This is a genomic window from Mucilaginibacter sp. P4_A11, assembly GCF_056402535.1.
This window is the reverse complement of record NZ_JBFUHE010000004.1, coordinates 22,597-40,181: the sequence shown is the minus strand read 5'-3', so window position 1 is coordinate 40,181 and position 17,585 is coordinate 22,597. Positions and strand designations below refer to the sequence as shown.

The following is a 17,585-nucleotide window of genomic DNA, read 5'->3' as shown; positions in this document are numbered from 1 at the left end:
ATACTTTCTCATTTTTGTTGTCAAAGAAAGTTGAAATATGATAGCCATCAGAATAAACGAATTCGGCGGACCGGAGGTCCTGAAAATGGAAGATATAGCGGTGCCAATTCCTGCGCCCGATGAGATCCTCGTCATAGTCTACGCCAGCGGCGTCAACCCCGTCGACTGGGCGATCCGGAAAGGTGCCAATATCCGTATGCGGTCTTTCCTCACCTTACCCATGACCCTGGGCTGGGACGCAGCAGGAACGGTAGAGGCGGTAGGTAGCGAAGTGACTGCCTTTAGCAAAGGAGATGCCGTTTACGGTGTCCCTAATTTTCCCGGCAACGGAAGCTATGCGGAATATTGCGCGGCAAAAGCTAATCAGTTTGCCCTTAAACCCAAAAGCCTGAGCTTTAACGAAGCAGCAGGCGTGCCATTGGCAGCACTGACGGCCTGGACGGGCATGTTTTGGCATGGTAAGTTGCAAGCAGGACAGCGTATTTTTATCCAGGGTGCCTCAGGTGGCGTCGGAAGTTTCGCCGTGCAGTTTGCCAAAGCGATGGGTGCTTATGTGATTGGGATGGCCTCGACAAGTAACCGGGAACACCTCAAACAGCTCGGTGCCGATGAAGTCATCGATTACAAGACCCAAAACTTTGAAGAAATTTTGACCAATATGGATGTCGTACTGGAAGCATCACCAACCCGTAACAACGACGAGCGTATCAAAGCCTTGGGCGTATTGAAAGAAGGCGGTATCTTCGTCAGTGTGAATACAGATTTTCCGTTCAACGAGCAAATGACAGACGCCGCCGCCGCCAAAAAAGTAAGTGCTGAACTCGCTGTGAATCAGCCGCGGCAGGATTGGTTGACCGAGATCGCGCAACTGATCGACGAGGGCCAGGTGAAGGTGCTGATCAGCAAAGTCTATCCGCTGGAACAGGTGGCAGAAGCGCACCGCGAAAGCGAAACCTGGCACGTTCGGGGTAAACTGGTCTTAGCAATCAAAAAAGAAGCATAGCCAATGAAACATTTTAAAACCATCAGCGAATTTCATAGGTATTTGGATCTGTCTGCGCCGCAGCATCCACTTATTAGCGTCGTGGATGTCGGGACCGTGCCCCATTCCCGCGGCGAAGAAATGCAGCAGATGGTCTTTGATTTCTATTCAATTTCCGTCAAACGCATGCACAACTTCAAGGCCAAATACGGGCAGCATCCTTTCGACTTCAATGAAGGCATCATGTCCTTCATGGCACCCGGTCAGGTATTCAGTATCGGTATAGCAGACAAAGGCGAACAGGCAGAAAAATCAGGATGGGTGATCTACATCCATCCTGATCTGATCTGGAACACCTCCTTAGCCAAAACCATCAAACAATACGATTTCTGGGATTATTCCCTACATGAAGGTCTTTTCCTCTCCGAAAAAGAAGAAACCACCATCACCACCCTCATTCAAAATATCGAACAGGAACACCGGGCCAACATTGATCAATTCAGCAAGCCCATCATAATCTCGCACATCGAAACCCTGCTCAATTACGCCCATCGCTTTTATCACCGCCAGTTCATCACCCGGGAATTAGCCAATCACCAGATCCTCGAACGCCTGGAAACATTATTAGCCAACTACCAGGGCCTGCCAACGGTCGCCTACCTTGCCGGAGAGTTGAACATATCTGCGAAATACCTGAGCAGTATGCTAAAAGTGCTCACAGGGCAAAACACCCAGCAACATATCCACGAAAAACTGGTCGAAAAAGCCAAACAAAAACTGTCGACCACAAACCTGTCCGTCAGTGAGATCGCTTATGAACTCGGATTCGAACACCTCCAGTCCTTCAGCAAATTATTTAAAGCCAAAACCAACTTATCACCACTGGAATTCAGACGCTCTTTCAACTGAAGACAGCGACTGTGAATCGGCAGCCATATATTATATTTTAAACAAAGCAAGACTATTCCGAACAATTTGGTGGAAGAATAAGTAAGTTAGCGCAAAAACGATTACCTATTCATGGCAGATCAGTTATACATCAAGGAATGCGCGCTAATTAACCATAATCACTAAACATGTTAATCGAATTTGTTACTCAGCCGCAGTTTAATTTTTTAACAGCATTTGCGGAAGCCCTAAAAGTACCTGTGGTTAATAATGAGCTGCAAATTCCTTCATACCTTGGCGAGGGGTTTGTACGCCGCGTTGATCTTAATGATGATTTTCGCCTGCTCATACATAGGTACCGACTGAAGCAGGAGCTAATCCTGAAACGGGTAGGGTCAAAAGAACCGGCAAGCTTCATCAGCGTCATTTTCTATAATAATGAAGAACAAGTAAGCTTAATTACGGAGGATCAGGAACAACATCATTTTAGCCGTTATAACGATATGGCGATACAGATCGCTTCCAATAATTTAGACTCGTTGATCACTTTTCCGGCCCATACCGAAATCTATTATACTGTGATCGGGTTAAGTGCCACTCGTCTTAAGTGCTTATTGGACCTTAACCGTCCTGATCATTTGATCGATACCATTGTTAACCCCAAAGGGTCCTTCCTTTTTTATGAAAGTATGGGGATCGAAACACAGATGACACTCAAACAGTTGTCGGAACCGCAGTCAGAAAACGGGCTTGCGGGTTTTTTCTACCGGCTTAAAGCGGAAACGCTGCTCTACGATGTCTTTAATCAACTACGCAACCGTCAATCTAACGGACATAGCCCCGTTAACAAAGCTGATGCAGAAAAGCTCGCTATTATCCGGAAAGCGATACTCAGCGATTTGAGTCAGCCTCCCAGCTTGCCCGATCTGGCTAAATTAGGTGGCCTGAGCGAAACCAAAATGAAAGACCTGTTCAGGCAGGTATTTGGCGATAGTATTTACAATTATTACCAAACAGCCCGCATGGAAGAAGCAGCCTACCTACTCAAACATAAAAATTATTCCGTGAGTGAGGCCGGCTATCAGTTAGGCTTTAGTAACTTAAGCCATTTTACCCGCTTATTTGAGCGGCATCATCAGCAAAAGCCAAAAAAATACGCATCAGGCGGATAGGACTATTTTTCGGGCGAGCTACGCTATTTTGAATTCGGCATCCGGGCGACCTTTGACATATCATTTAAAACATTAAAACAAACGATATGAAAAAGTTACTTATGCCCTACAATAGCCAATCCCTGAATTTGAAGAATCATTTAGTGATGGCCCCGATGACCCGCAGCCGCGCTATCGGCAATATACCCAACGCCCTGATGGCTGAATACTATAGCCAGCGCAAGGGAGCAGGTTTGATTATCACGGAAGGTACCGCCCCGGCCCCGGAAGCCTTGGGTTACGCCCGTATCCCGGGAATCTTTTCAGCTGAGCAAATAGAAGGCTGGAAATTAACGACAGATGCTGTACATCAAAACGACACCAAGATATTTTTGCAATTGATGCATACCGGCCGTATCGGCCACCAGGCTAACCTGCCTGTGGGTGTACAGGTGGTAGGCGCATCCGCTATATCGGCGGCAGGTCAAATGCACACTGATACAATGGGTATGCAGGATTATCCAATTCCGGTAGCCTTATCTACCGAGGGCGTGCTATACGTGATCAGCAAATATGTAACAGCCGCGAAGAACGCAATAGCCGCAGGCTTTGATGGTGTAGAATTACACGCGGCAAACGGCTACCTTATTGAGCAGTTTCTGAACCCGAATGTGAATGACCGCACAGATATTTATGGTGGCAGCATTGAAAACAGAAGCAGGTTTGCCCTGGAAGTGGCGCAACGTGTGGCGGACGCTATCGGTAAAGAAAAAGTTGGTGTCAGGATCTCGCCTAATTCCAACCTTGGTGACCTGCAATCTTATGATGCCGATGCTATGGAAGAAACTTACATTCATTTAAGCCGGGAGTTTAACCGCATCGGGCTTGCCTACATACACATCAGTATTAATCCGCAGGTGCCCGCACAAACCTTGGCAGCGATTCGAACCGAATTCGAGGGAACAATTATTTATTGTAACACCTTTACTGCCGAAAAAGCAGAGGCTGAATTAAATAAAGGTGATGCGGATCTTATTGCATTTGGGAGACCATTTTTAGCCAATCCAGACCTGGAGCAGCGTATTATCAACGGCGCAGAATTGAACTCACCAGATTTTACCACCTTATATACCCCCGGCGCTAAAGGATATACCGACTACCCGGTTTTATTCAATTGATCCTTTACCAGTGCCGGATAAAAATCTTGTATGAATCGGAGAGGTTATTTAGTGGCAATCTTATATTATATCACAGGAAGTTAAGAAATGCCCTATAAAAAAAGTAGCCAAAAAAATTGGCTACTTGTCATAAATAGTACTCAAACCTGTCGTCCACACGAACCAATTTATTGATGATCTGAAACGTTTGGCTTCTCTATTTAATGATTGAGGCCGATTTTAAATATCAAACCCGTTTTTAATTGAACCAGAAAAATTATTGGACTTGAACTTTCGCCGGTTCTCGAAGAAAAAGAAAAGATTCTGTGCTTAATCTTTTTACAGGTTCGATCCCATAAACGGCTACAATATTATACAAGTTGTCAATTCAATTTACAACCTTTTATGCGGATCAATCAGCGTTTTTACTTCCCATTTATTAATCCACAAAATGATGCTTTTGAGGGTTGCTTTTTGCGCTTATTATACTTCAATGACGCATTAAGATCAATATTAACCAACGAATTGTTAAATCACTAAGCCAACGATTGCAACTACGCTGCCTGTTATCAATAAACATGGATTATTATCAGAACATTTCTCTTTATCAAATTGCGGCATGATAAGTCATTAATCAGGTAACAGTTAAACGCCAATTCTATTTAGTTAAAAGGAGGTAACTATTGTGAAAACAGTAGTTCAAACTTGACCCTTTTATTTAAAAAAGGCAGGCGTTTCAGGAGGGCACTGAAAAAGTCCCCTTATTTTTTAAGGTTGAAAAAAGTCAGTAAAAAAATCAGTTTGAGGCCCTGAGAATCGCTTATACGAATCGCAAGTCCAGCAGATTGCGCTACAAGTCAACGAAAAGGGGATGTTATCGTTTAAGATACATCCCCTTTTTTCTTGCCCATTTTTAGCGGACTTTTTCAGTGCCCTCCGTTTCAGCGCTGCCTTTTTGTTATTACATAAGGATTATGGTTTGTAAGCGAGGCAAATACTTTAATACCTTATTGGGCAATTAGGTTTCTCAAACATATCTCCCTTTTCAGCGCCTTCAGCTTTTTACCCAGAAACTGAATCTTAATATGGCCAAACAATGTTTCATACGCCCTGATCTTTTCAGCCAGTTCACCCAGCATATTTTCGTAATCACTGTAAATGCTTTCCAGTTCGGCCAGGTATTCTTCCGCCTCTTGCAAATATTCACTTCCTGTGCTTAACTGCCGTTCTATTTGAAGCAGGGCATCAACCAGATGCGCATGCCTCGTTTTATTGATGCCCTGCATTTTCAGATAGTGTTAAAATGTATATCGCAAACCTATCTGCATTTGCCATCTGCTGGCAAAATAATCTATGGAATAAGGTTTACCCGGGTCGGCAAAACGGTAAACCGGGTAATTGCCCAATGTTTGCTGTGGCGGGAATAAAACCGGTGTTAGCCCAACACTCGCTGTAGAGTTGAATGTATTTGGCGAAAAATATACCCTTCCCCAATTGCTGTTAAGCAAATTGGTAAGGTTCAGAATATCAACGGTAAGGGTGATAAACTCGCTGCCCGGTTTTTTTGAGAAATGATATTCTTGCGCAAAGTGAAGATCTGCATTGGTGTTCCATGGGGTGCGGCCTTCGTTTCTTTTGGTAAAATCGCCCCTTAAACCGCTCAGGTACTTATTACTGTTGATGTAGTTGTTAAAGGCATCGGCCTGTTGAGCGGCGGTTATGTTAACTCCGGATGCAGGATCGGCATAGTCCTTAAAAAATCGTACTGCTTCGTTTGCCATCGGGATATAGGCCAGGCTTACCTGTTGCGGAAGCCCCTGGCTGCTGTTGTTAACTATACCGTAAGTAAACGGACTGCCCGACTGCGCGCTGATGAAAACATTAAAACTACTCACCCACGTCGCGTTCCAGCCTTTGCGATAACCGATATTGGCAATGATGCGGTGCCTGATATCGAAATTAGAATAAGCCAGCCCCGCGCTATTTGGGTTAAGCGCCTGGTTTAGCTGCCAGTTGCTTTCCATCGAGTTACGGATGCCGTTAAAAGCGTCTTTCGATTGCCCGTAGGTATACGCAACCGAGCCGTTTAGCCCGTTTTGGTAGGTTTTGCTGATGCTTGCGGTTATAGAGTACCTGCTGCCCAAACCGGTATTGCTTAATTCGTAAGCGTTGGAAATACGGGAATCAACCGAGCCGCTGTATACCGGGAACTGGTGCTGTGTATCAAACCCGTAATACCGTGGGTCATCTTTAATATTTACCTGCTGAAAATAAACATCCTTAATGGTTTTAGTGTAAATACCTTCAAGGCTGAATTTGTAGCCATCGGCGGTGGTACGGTCAAGCCCTAAACTGGCACGCAGTACTTTGGGCATCACAAAATTGTTATCCACAACATCTACCTGTTTTTGCCCGGCGTTGGCATTATTAACAACAACACCATTTTGCGAAATGAAATTGGCAATGCCGTTAGCTCCTCCCTTTAAAGGGTCGGAACCGGGGGCAAATGGCTTTTGATCTGCCTTTTGATCGTAAGAGCCGTAATTAACACCGGTATTGTAAAAAGCATAACCCAGCCATGCAAACGGGATGCGCCCGGTAAACATACCCACGCCGCCACGTAATACCAGGCTCCTGTCGCCATTAAAATCATACCTTAAACCTATACGGGGCGAGAGTTGTATTTTGCCCAGGTAGTTATTGGTTATCTGGTTTAAAGGGGTGTAGCTGTAAGTATTACCAAAAAAATCATCCTTTAGGGCTGTTTTGGTAACATCGCTCAGTGGCTGTTTGGTGGGCACAAAGCTGTAATCGGCGCGAATGCCGGGAATAACCTGTAGTTTATCACTCACCTGGATCTCATCCTGGGCATAAACACTTAACAGGTTAACATTAAAATCGGCTTCGGGGTGGGCAAGGATATAATCTCTTGAATTGTTTTGATAATTAAAACTTCCCCTTACACGATAGGGATTGTTATTCAGGTAATCGTCAATGCTCAAATAATCAACCCTGCCGTTCCATGAGTTTACAAAGCCATAGTTGATATTGTATAACTCGTTATGGGTACCGAACAAAAACGTATTTTTCCCTTTATGCCAGGTAAAATTATCGGTGATCTCCCAGGTTTTTTGCTTCATGTTGAAGATGGATGCTTCGCGGTCGGTACCAAGATAGATGGTGGTTCCGGGTGTGCGGCCCATGATCTGTACCTGCGGAAGCGCGGGATCTGATGTCGGCGTGCGATAATCATGGATGGAGGTATATCCTAAAATAAAACTGTTGGAAATGCCGCCATTCAGCCTCGTTTTAAGCTCGGCAACGGTTGAGCTTTGGTTATTTACCTGCTTGTAAGCCATAGAGGTAAACCTGAAATCCTGCTGGTCGCGGTCCAGTTCAACCGAGTTGGAAAATATCGTGTTATTACGAATGGATAATTGGTTTCTTTCGTCGATATTCCAGTCGATCCTGTTAAAATACTTTTCAGAGCGCGACGAGGTATTGTATTGGCCCGCGTCGCCCGGATCAAAAGCCTTGCCGTAGCGGCTCAGCGTTGCATTGCGGATGTCATCGGCGTCCTTGCTGCTTAATATCTGCACTGTTTCCTGTTGCCCGGCGGTCAATTGTTCGGGAGTACGCCTCCTGGTAATTTCTTCGTTGGTGAAAAAGAAGAGTTTATTTTTAATGATCGGGAAACCAACCCGGAAACCGGTTTGTGCATCATAAAAATCATTGTTCATTTTGCCTAAGGTGCCCACCCTATCCTTCCCGGTGATGGAAGCATTGCGCCCGTAAGCATAGACCGAACCTGTAACCGTATTTGTACCACTACGGGTTACGGCGTTGATACTGCCTCCTGTAAAGTTACCGATCTTCACATCATAAGGCGCGAGGTACACCTGCAGATCCTCAATAGCATCAAGCGAGATAGCGTTACTATGGGTACTTGAACCCGGCGCGCCCGATGAACCTGTTATACCACCTGCCGAAGGGCTGAAACCTATCGCGTCGTTATTAATAGCGCCATCTATGGTGATGTTGTTGTAACGGAAGTTGGTACCTGCAAATGAATTATCTTTGGTTGATTGGGGTACCGTACGGGTAAGATCCTGCAAGCTGCGCGAAACAGTTGGCAGGTTTTTAAGCTGGCTACTGCTGATGTTTTGCCCTGCGCCGTAACTGTTTGCACGCGGCCTGCCAGAAGTTGATTTGATGACTACCGTTTGTAACTCGGTGGTCGCATTTGTAAGGATAAAAACCAGTTGTTGTGGTTCTCCCAAATGTACGGTTATCTCATTTTGAGTTGAGGCCTGCATGCCTATAATGGTCGCGGTTACCGTATATGGCCCGCCTATGCGTAAACCGGGTAAATAAAACAACCCTGTTTTATCGGTTATGGTATTATATACCGTGCCCGATGGCGTGTGTACCGCTTTAATGGTTACACCCGAAAGTGCCACATTACCGGCATCGGTAACCTTGCCCCGGATGGTACCATCTGTTTGCTGGGCTGTTGCCGCGGGTACCCATAGTACAAAAACCATGAGTACGGGCAACAGGATGCTCTTTATGATATTTTTAAAAATCTGCATGTGTCAATAATTATTGCGTTAAAATATTGGTGATGCTGTGCACCACACCGTTGCCGGCCAGCACATTTGGTTTTGAAAGCGTTATGTTGTTGCCTGATGTTCCCTGAATCTGGATCCCCAAAAACCTCCCCGGCAAATTATAATCCGGGATAAGGGTAATGGTTGATTTGGCACCGTTCAGCATGGTTTCCTCATAGGTATTTGTGGGCACATCCGCTTTTAATATATAATCATATACAAAGCTTCTTTTGGTAACCACGTGCCCCTTAACAAGGGCTTGTAAAAAGGCAGGATCAGCCTTATACACATCATCAACCGATAACAGGCCGATACTGTTAAACGCGGTATTAACAGGCGCGAATATGGTATAGGGGCCGCCTGTTTTAAACGTTTCGACAAGGCCACTCCTGATGAGGGCGGCATTGAAAAATGATAACAAAGGGTCGCCCGAAACAGCTTCCTGTACATTTTTATAAACAGGCGGAGTAAGCATTCCATCGGTAATATTTACCAGTCCATTGGCCGCGGGTTTATCAAAAGTGCTTAACCGGATACCGTTGGCTATAATGGCCGTATCACGGCTGTTTTGCCAGCAGGTAATGTAAATAGTTTGCCCGTTTGATGCCGTAACCGGCTGGTCAAACGCAAGCGGCAGGGCATTTAGTTTTATTTCCTTACGAATAACATAGTAAGGAAGCAAGGTATTCATCAAACCAGTTGCCTGTATGATATCAACACCAGATGTATAGCCAGCATTAATGAACGCGGTATTTGACGGGCATAATACAGTAAAGGGGCCTGGATTACTCAACGTATCATTATAATGAGTAGCGTTAAGCGCGTAGCCGAAAAGTGATAAACTGCTTGCATTATTACTCACAACGGCTGTAATACCATTAGTAACATTTGCATCGGCAGGTGGCAATTTATCTTTCTTGCAAGCCGAAAGCAGCAGCAAGGCTATCGCCATTAACCGGCAAATTTTACCGGTATTTATAATTGAATTTTTCATGTTGCGATGGGTTTTAAGGTGTAGGCAATAACAAGTTATCAACGTGATGAACCACCCCGTTTAATGTGGTGATGTCAGATACCGGGATGATATTAGCTCCGCGTCCGTCAGGAAAATCCTGACGATGCATGGTTACTTTGCCGCCCCCGCTATCTGTAAATATCATAGCACCCCCATTTTCTCCGTTGGATATGGTCTTTAAACTGAGCAGGTCTGGTGTGTATAAATAACTCCATCCTGTATTTATAGGATTCATGGTACCCGTAAAGCCTGACAGAAAGCGGTGATTAACCAGGATAGAATCCATATTGGTTAATATTTCCTTATAATCGGTTGTCGTAGCCAACTCTGACTTGTCTATATAAGCCTCCACATCACTGATGGACCGGAAACCGGCCTTTCTGAAGGCGCTGTTAACAGGGGCAAATACAACAACAAAAGGTAATGCTCCCTTTCCCCCGGTGAAAACATTATTGTTTAATAAAAGCCAGTCGTAATCATTAAAGCGAATATTGTAATAGGTATACCCTGCTATCCCTTTTTGATTATATACATCGTTACTTTTTTGTAAAGCGGCCATATAAAAGGTCAGGCTTGTATCGGCCTGTAACAACTGGTACATTTCGTCTTCGGGCTTTTTAATGATACTATCTATCATAAAAACAGCACCATTACTGGCTTGTATCCCTGCCGAATTCTCTTTTACCTTTTTTCCATTTAGCAACAAGGCATTACCTGAAAACCCTACCGTTAACACATATATATAAGGATTACCCCGTCCAAACACGTAGGGATTTGTACGCTCCATCGTTGGGTCAGGATGAATAAGTGGCTGGTAAGAAACTCCCTGGCGTGGATTCTCCTTCGTAGAATTAATGTATCCGCGGATGATCAAATAACCCAACAGTTGGTTAAGTTCGCCAACCGTCATGGTGCTTATTTTATCGGCAGTATAGCCAGCTTTAATAAAAGCCTGGTCTGTCGGGATAAAATAGGTGTAGGCCGCATCAGCGTTCCCGCCGGACAGGCTATCCCTGTAATCCTGTACGGTTGAACGTTTAAACGCTGCTCTAAACAAAGATGCTTCGGGGATGGAATCAACAATTGCATCAAGTTTCTTTGGGCTTTTTACTATATACGGCAGTTCCTGCCCTATCGGCTTTACAGGCTCTTCGGTTTTTTTGCAGGAAACAAAGCATGTAAACGTTGTACAGATGGTATAAATCAAAAACATATACCAATTGCTTTTCTTGCGTATTAAATTCATGATAATATTTTAAGCTGATGAATTATTTTTTTACTTCTGATGGCATAACCACCACCTGGGATAATAAATGGACCACCCCGTTTGAACAGGTATAATTGATATAGCGACCATAAGATGGATGGTCAGTGTCTATCTGTATGCCTGTCCTTCGATCTTCTCCTAAAAATACACTACCAAGCCGATTTTGGGTTCCCGGTTCAAACGGTCCTAAGAATTGCTCGGCACTTGCCGGGGTTACCTTCCCTTTCGCGAGCAAAACCGAATAACCATTTGTCCGGTTAGTTACAACACTCATGACCAAACTATAATCAGACACCGTGGTGCTTAGTCCAAAAAAATCACTTTGGCCTACCAACTGGAATACATCAAGCGGATAAACATGGTTAGGCGTAGCAAAGTACGCCCCAAATAGCACAGGGTCATACCGGTTAATGTTCAATGTTGCAAGGCTGCTTTGGGTTAAGTCATATTTGGCAAAGGCCGTATCCTGGGGGGCAATTACGGTGAATGGGCCGTTTCCCTTCAGGTTATCCCAAAGACCAAACTTTTTGATACCGGCGGTCAACAGAGACAGATCGGGCCTTGAATTGAGGAAATCCTGCACTGTACCCTTAAAAGTTTTAAGGGGGCTTGTTAATGGATATACCACCCCATTTAACTGTGCGACACCAAAGTTTGTTGGGATACCGCCGTTTAGCTGGCCAACAGGTTTTACAGCCACACCATCAACAATCAGTGGTATATAAGAAATAGCGACCCTTGATACATACAGATCAGTGCCGTTAACATTTTTATACCGGTTATCGCTCGCTACAGGTATATCCTTAAAAAATAATTTGCCCGGCATAATATGCGACCGCACAAAGTATTTAAGACTATCTGTACCCCATTTGTCAAAATCAGCGGGGTTAAAAATACCCTCTTTATTAAATGCCGAATTTACCGGGGCCCAGATAGTGAAAGCGGATGCCGACTGGTTAAGGCTGTCTGCCAGCCCGGCCTTTTGTACTGCCGCCGAAAAGAGCGACATATCAAAGTTATTGGCCAGGTAGCTGGTTATAGTACCAATTTGCCCAGGGGGCAGGGTATCTACAAAATCTGGCTTTTTGCATGAAGCCAGCGCCATTAATATGCCCAGCCAGGTTGCTATAATATATGCAGTATTATGTTTTTTCATCATGTATTTGCTTAGTGATAATGTTAGTTTACAGTAACCGGAGGTGGGAAGCTGCGCTGCACACTCATCAAATAAACCTGGTTGTTAATGATCTCGATAGTGCTTATGGTTGCGAAAGACCGCAGTTGGTATTTGCCTGATGCTGTATACTTGATCAAATTTGGCAACCAGTTGCTTGCCACAAGCTTTGGCGGAAAACCCAATAATGGCAGTTGTGACGGGCCATCAATAACCCCTTTGCCATCATTACTTAAATTGGAACAACCTATGGCACCAAAATCTATGTTTGCATCGGCAAATCCATTGTTAGTCCCCACGGTAACAGGTCCGTTAATAGGTGCTATTTGCGGTGCCAGTATGCTGAACACTTGCCATTGCCTGCTTAATATCCTGCCTGTAGTATCAGGGCCTGCAAACATTGGGATACTGGTATAGGCTGCCGAACCTGCAGACTGTGACCGAACCAAGCGGCCTACGCGGATGTTATTATAGCCGGGAACAAGCGTGGTACTCAAAGTTGAGCCGTTTTGTGAAAATGGGTATTCAGTATCAGTAGTATATACAGAATAGTAAATGTTCATATCATCGCCGTATGCCCTGCCTTTATTGGTAATGTTGTAGTAATCCTGTGTACCGTTAATTGCGGGATCGGGATTGGCAGCTGCATAGCCCTCAGCGCTGAGGTTATAAAAATTTACATATAATAAGGAGTCTGAGAAAGGCGTTTTAGTAAATTGCTCCTGCCTTATGTATAAGGCTGTTGACAATTCATTTTGCTTTTTGATGGCTTTCTGTAATATTTCCATTGTATAAACCTCGCCCGGGGTGAAATTTATGGTGCTGTCTGCAAGCAGGCTTTGCCTGTCGCGCGCCTCAAGCGAAAAGAATGGCGTTGGGTTAATAGGCCTGCTATAAAAAACAACACGATGTTTACCCGATTTTACCTGCGCCCAGCTGGACAGGTCGATGCCATTTAGTATGGGGCCAGCTAAAACTTTGGCACTACCCGGGTATTCGGTGTTTTTAAAAGATGTGCTACCCGCTTTATCCGGGTATGGCGGTGCGTAAGGTGCCCTTTTATCCAAAAAATCACCCAACACATCCCCTCCGGTAATTAAGCCCGAGGCATCATATACAGGGTCTATCACCATCACCAGGAATGGGGGTGGCAAATCCTTATTATTTACATTAATATCATAATTGAGGCTATTGAACACCCGCAGGTAAGCCGGGCTGTCAATTATATTATATTCCGTTTTACGGCAAGCCGATAACAGGATGAGCAGGCAGCAACAAACCGCAAGCATCCCTGTTAAAGGCATATTGGTGTTTAATTTCTTGTTAATCATAAATATTCGCTTAAATAGTTAACGGTTATGTTTTACAACGATCATTTTTGGCTGATGCCCCGCATCAATACGGCCAATAAGGGCAACAGTGTATACACCGGGCTCCGCTATAAATCTTCCGTTATTGAAGAACTGAGATCCCATCCTTACAAAGTCGGCCGGTGCCAAGGCCTTTATTCCGGTTAACCTGTCGCCCGGCACTACCCCCGGGCGCGAGCGGTAAGCGTTTACTACACCACCAGAAAGGTATCCCATATCTACATATGGATATGGCACAGTTGCCTTATCGGGTAACTGACCGGGTTGCAGATTTTGGGCGGCCAATGCACTGCTTGTGGCCTTGTTTTCCGGAAACAGTTTCCCGTTGTCGCTGGTGAATGTTACATAAGGCAGGTCCGGGCAAAGGTTCAGGAAACGGGTTTGCAACAGCATATCAACCGTTAGCGGATCATAAACCCCCTGTCCGTTATCAGAACCATCCGGGTTTGTGGTAGTGTTGCGCAAGCCTGTCATGTTATTTTGCACTACGGTTATCTCCACATTTCCGTTTGCTGATGGGTAAACCCATAGTGAGAGGTTATCGCCGCCGTTTAGGCTGATGCTTTTTTGAGCAACTATTTTGCCCGATGCATCGGCTACTTTAATATTATGGCTACCTTTTATCAACGTAGAATAATCGCCAGCTGTGCCGTACGTTAGCGAAGTTTCTGTGCCATCTATCTGTAGTTTTAAGCCATTTTCATTTGCCGCATTAATGGCTTGCAGGCGCCCGTAGGTGATGTTAGCAGGCGGGTCAACATCGGTTACAACCGAATAAACGTTAGCGGTTATATGCGAATCGGAGTCAAATTGAAATGCCTCTGCAGGGGCTACCACTATAGTGTATACACCGCCGGGCTGAAAGCTTCGTACTGGTGCGTAATATACCTGGCTATTGTTTAAAGATGCATCAGTTGGCGAGCTTATTTGGGGCTTTACAGGTGGTTTACCCGCAAACTGTAAGGGTTTATCTGCAGCCAACACCTTAAACTGGTACGTGCCATAAGGCAGTTCTATATACTCAGACCATAATCCCTGCGCAATGCCCGAGGTAACCGAATTAACAATGCTTCCATCGGCGTAAGCCAGGCTCAGTTTGTCTTTTCCATCACTAATTTGTGTTTCGCCGGAGAGATTAACCAGCCTGATACGGATGTGGCCCGGATCGGCGGGTGCTGTAACAGACCTTGGTACCATAGTTGGTATTCCCGTTGCAGCAACAGTATAATAGTCACGTGGCTGGTTATAAGATTCCTGTACCTTGAAAGAATCAAGCAGATTAATTCCGCCATCATTAGGTAAATAAATCTTGATCATTGCTTCGCTGTTTTTATCTAAAAACTGCTGCGGCAAGTTATAAGTACCTTTAAATTTTCCCGTAGTGGGGAAATAAGGGGTTGGATAAGGCATAGGTGGTAGCTGGTTCACATATCCCAGCCAGTTGGTTAATTTGGTATTGTTAACTATTAGGTCAACCGCATAATCTAAGCTTATTAACCGCACCGTTGATTTAGCGTTGTTGCTGTAATCGGGCAGGTTTCCCACCCGTACGTCCTGCTTATCCTTACGGCATGCCATAGCCAGCAACACCGTAAAAATTATTATTACCCTGTAAAATATTTTTGTTTTCATCACTTTCTCCATTGTAGTTTAAAACAGGTTATAGGTAAAGCCCATCATAATTTCTGCTCCGCGCTGATAGCTTCGCCTGATGTATTTAGTACCGTAATAGGTACCACCAGTACCCGGGTTACTATAGGTTTCTTCATAAGGCCGGTTTAGTATGTTTTTAGCGTATCCTTTAAATACAAGGCGTTTCCCTATCTTTTGGCTGAATACGAAATCCAATACCGGCGTTGGCCTGCTGTACAGATCCGGCGCGCCGTCCATATTGATCTGGATCAGCCTTTCGCCAACCATGTTAAATGAAGCGGACAGGTCTGTCCCCGAACGCGGGTTAGCATAGTTTAAAAATCCGTTGATAGAATATGGAGCCTGTTCGGCCAGCGGGCTTTTTGACGGCGAGTTACGGTCAATTATGCGGGATGCATTCAAACGTTCAGGGTTTTTCAAAACGCTGCTGCTGGCTACCATTAAATTGGTTCCCAAAAAGAAATTCTTAAGTGGATCCCATAGCAGCCCTAAGTTTTTAACAATTTCCATTTCCACACCAACCACATGACCTTCATTTGGATTATTACGATATCCAACAGTAGGGAATTCAGGAAACGTTGCAGCTATACCATCAGAGTTTTGGATAAACACTTTCTCTAATTGGTTCTTGATCTCTTTGTAGAAGAAGGAGGTTGATATAACCTCGCCACTTTTGGGGAACCATTCCCAACGAAAATCATAACTCTTTGTTTCCTGGTTGATCAGGTCGGGGTTACCCACCACCAATGCCTGCTGAAAAGGGTCAAACTCAAAAACGTTGGTTAGCTCCCTGATCTCGGGGCGGGCCAGCGTAGTACTGTAAGCCCCTCTGAAATTCATCTTTTCATTAAGCGCATAGGTTGCATTTACCGAATAGTAGGGCTTGTATTTTGTTTTATATGCCGAAATAGGATTAGCAAAAACCAGGGGTATGCCGCCCTCAGAAAGCGAAGGATCAATATACACGCCCGCGGTATCTATCTTACTTTTGATATCTGTTTTTTCGAAACGTACACCTCCCGTTACACGCAAGTTTTTTAGGGGGTGCAGGTCAAGCATGGCGTACAAAGCATTGGTTTCATAATAGCCCTTGTAATTATTTGGAGATTTTAGCGGGTTATATAAAAAACCGCTTACCAATGGTGCTCCCTCCGGGGTTGATGATGTTGGCGGATGGATACCAATCTGGCTGTTACCCACCAGTTGATCCAGGTTGCCGTTTACATGGTAAAGCGGGTATTGCTTATTTGCAGAAAAGTTAGATCCCGGAAGCGAAAGCGCGTATTCGCTAAAGTTGCGATTGCGGAACAAGTAGTTTATACCCGTTTTAAAAGACTGATCCAGGCCTTTAAAACCAAAAGGGATGGTAACATCTGCCTTATAGTTATAATTGGTTTCATCGAGATTCCGGAACCTGCGGCCGTTCGGGTCAGCCTGAATTTTTCCGTATGGGCCGTATCCATTTACATAGCCGGATACCAGCGCATAATGATCATTTGTTCCCAGGTAAGTAACATCTGATCCTGGCACCTGAGGGGCGATCGCGTAATAACCACCACCTGTAGGCCTGTAGTCGGCCAAGTTTACAAACCTGTAATCAGGGTCATCCTGTGTAGATTTGGAGGATGAAATATTGTAGCTTAAACGCGGGCTGTACTTACCTGTATTAATTTTATGCTCGCCCTGAAGGTTATAAGTATCAAACGTACGGTAGGTTTGCTTAAGCGAATAAATATTACTGTATACCGGACCTTTAAGGCCTGATGTATAACCGTATTGGCCAGTTAAACTTGTCGCTTGTGTTTCTGCCCCACGGCTGCCTATATATTGAAAGCTTAATTCATTGTCTTTATTAAAACGGTATGCCAAACCACCTAAGAAGCCATAGTTAAGTATTTGGTTTCCAGTATTTTCCTTATAACCAACGTATTTGCCAAGCCCCGGTTTATTAGGCGTGATATACGCGGGGATATATCTCGATTGATCGATATAAGGATTACCGGTTATCACACCCTGGTAAATACTATATTGATTGAGTGTGCCACCACTGATATCGGTTGACCGGTTGTAGTAACTCCCGCTCAGGATCACCCCTAACTCATGATCTTTAAAAACATGAAAGGAGTTGCCATAAGTAACATTGTAAATGCCGTTAAGGGGTGCTTTTTTATATCGTGTGGTTAACACAGGATCAAACTGGTGCATGATGCCATTAATCCTGTTCACTTCATCAAGGCTTGCTTTATCGCCATTAGCTGTAGTTATATTTTGCTGTATTTGCGCCAGGCCGCCGGGATACTGTTTGCCAAGGTTCAGGA

12 protein-coding genes are annotated in these 17,585 nt (G+C 44.6%); 4 read left to right on the top strand and 8 right to left on the bottom strand.

Annotated features, from left to right (window positions below; all coding sequences use genetic code 11):
* The first annotated feature begins 37 nt into the window (after positions 1-37).
* The 4 genes from AC1DUD_RS09435 (at position 38) to AC1DUD_RS09420 (ending at position 4,199) form a co-directional block, all read left to right on the top strand.
* Positions 38-1,003, top strand: coding sequence for an NADP-dependent oxidoreductase (locus AC1DUD_RS09435; RefSeq protein WP_477373932.1), 966 nt, complete (start codon positions 38-40; stop codon positions 1,001-1,003).
* A 165-nt stretch (positions 1,004-1,168) separates the two neighbouring features.
* A complete protein-coding gene (locus AC1DUD_RS09430) occupies positions 1,169-1,891 on the top strand; it encodes a helix-turn-helix domain-containing protein (RefSeq protein WP_477373930.1) in 723 nt (240 codons plus the stop codon).
* A gap of 167 nt (positions 1,892-2,058) precedes the next feature.
* Entirely contained in the window at positions 2,059-3,042 is a 984-nt protein-coding gene (locus AC1DUD_RS09425; RefSeq protein ID WP_477373928.1) for a helix-turn-helix transcriptional regulator, read from the top strand.
* A gap of 86 nt (positions 3,043-3,128) precedes the next feature.
* On the top strand, positions 3,129-4,199 hold the full coding sequence (locus AC1DUD_RS09420; RefSeq protein ID WP_477373926.1) for an alkene reductase: 1,071 nt from the start codon (positions 3,129-3,131) through the stop codon (positions 4,197-4,199).
* Between the two features lie 986 nt (positions 4,200-5,185).
* Here AC1DUD_RS09420 and AC1DUD_RS09415 read toward each other — a convergent pair.
* The 8 genes from AC1DUD_RS09415 to AC1DUD_RS09380 are packed head-to-tail and all read right to left on the bottom strand — an operon-like array spanning position 5,186 to position 17,493.
* Complete coding sequence (locus AC1DUD_RS09415) at positions 5,186-5,464, bottom strand: hypothetical protein (protein WP_477373924.1); 279 nt, start codon at positions 5,462-5,464, stop codon at positions 5,186-5,188.
* Between the two features lie 12 nt (positions 5,465-5,476).
* Positions 5,477-8,770, bottom strand: a complete 3,294-nt coding sequence (locus tag AC1DUD_RS09410; protein ID WP_477373922.1) for a TonB-dependent receptor — start codon at positions 8,768-8,770, stop codon at positions 5,477-5,479.
* A 10-nt stretch (positions 8,771-8,780) separates the two neighbouring features.
* Positions 8,781-9,782, bottom strand: coding sequence for a fasciclin domain-containing protein (locus AC1DUD_RS09405; RefSeq protein ID WP_477373920.1), 1,002 nt, complete (start codon positions 9,780-9,782; stop codon positions 8,781-8,783).
* Between the two features lie 13 nt (positions 9,783-9,795).
* Positions 9,796-11,049, bottom strand: coding sequence for a fasciclin domain-containing protein (locus AC1DUD_RS09400; protein WP_477373918.1), 1,254 nt, complete (start codon positions 11,047-11,049; stop codon positions 9,796-9,798).
* 22 nt (positions 11,050-11,071) lie between these two features.
* Positions 11,072-12,226, bottom strand: coding sequence for a fasciclin domain-containing protein (locus AC1DUD_RS09395; RefSeq protein ID WP_477373916.1), 1,155 nt, complete (start codon positions 12,224-12,226; stop codon positions 11,072-11,074).
* A 23-nt stretch (positions 12,227-12,249) separates the two neighbouring features.
* Complete coding sequence (locus tag AC1DUD_RS09390) at positions 12,250-13,575, bottom strand: hypothetical protein (protein ID WP_477373914.1); 1,326 nt, start codon at positions 13,573-13,575, stop codon at positions 12,250-12,252.
* An 18-nt stretch (positions 13,576-13,593) separates the two neighbouring features.
* The gene (locus tag AC1DUD_RS09385) at positions 13,594-15,246 is read right to left on the bottom strand and encodes a hypothetical protein (protein ID WP_477373912.1); all 1,653 of its coding nucleotides are present in this window, start codon (positions 15,244-15,246) and stop codon (positions 13,594-13,596) included.
* 18 nt (positions 15,247-15,264) lie between these two features.
* Positions 15,265-17,493: a TonB-dependent receptor domain-containing protein gene (locus AC1DUD_RS09380; protein ID WP_477373910.1), complete on the bottom strand. Its 2,229-nt coding sequence runs from the start codon at positions 17,491-17,493 to the stop codon at positions 15,265-15,267.
* Positions 17,494-17,585: the final 92 nt, after the last annotated feature.

Coding starts and splice junctions, on each gene's coding strand:
- AC1DUD_RS09435 (WP_477373932.1), top strand. CDS start 38: ATGATAGCCATCAGAATAAACGAATTCGGCGGACCGGAGGTCCTGAAA.
- AC1DUD_RS09430 (WP_477373930.1), top strand. CDS start 1,169: ATGCACAACTTCAAGGCCAAATACGGGCAGCATCCTTTCGACTTCAAT.
- AC1DUD_RS09425 (WP_477373928.1), top strand. CDS start 2,059: ATGTTAATCGAATTTGTTACTCAGCCGCAGTTTAATTTTTTAACAGCA.
- AC1DUD_RS09420 (WP_477373926.1), top strand. CDS start 3,129: ATGAAAAAGTTACTTATGCCCTACAATAGCCAATCCCTGAATTTGAAG.
- AC1DUD_RS09415 (WP_477373924.1), bottom strand. CDS start 5,464: ATGCAGGGCATCAATAAAACGAGGCATGCGCATCTGGTTGATGCCCTG.
- AC1DUD_RS09410 (WP_477373922.1), bottom strand. CDS start 8,770: ATGCAGATTTTTAAAAATATCATAAAGAGCATCCTGTTGCCCGTACTC.
- AC1DUD_RS09405 (WP_477373920.1), bottom strand. CDS start 9,782: ATGAAAAATTCAATTATAAATACCGGTAAAATTTGCCGGTTAATGGCG.
- AC1DUD_RS09400 (WP_477373918.1), bottom strand. CDS start 11,049: ATGAATTTAATACGCAAGAAAAGCAATTGGTATATGTTTTTGATTTAT.
- AC1DUD_RS09395 (WP_477373916.1), bottom strand. CDS start 12,226: ATGAAAAAACATAATACTGCATATATTATAGCAACCTGGCTGGGCATA.
- AC1DUD_RS09390 (WP_477373914.1), bottom strand. CDS start 13,575: ATGATTAACAAGAAATTAAACACCAATATGCCTTTAACAGGGATGCTT.
- AC1DUD_RS09385 (WP_477373912.1), bottom strand. CDS start 15,246: ATGAAAACAAAAATATTTTACAGGGTAATAATAATTTTTACGGTGTTG.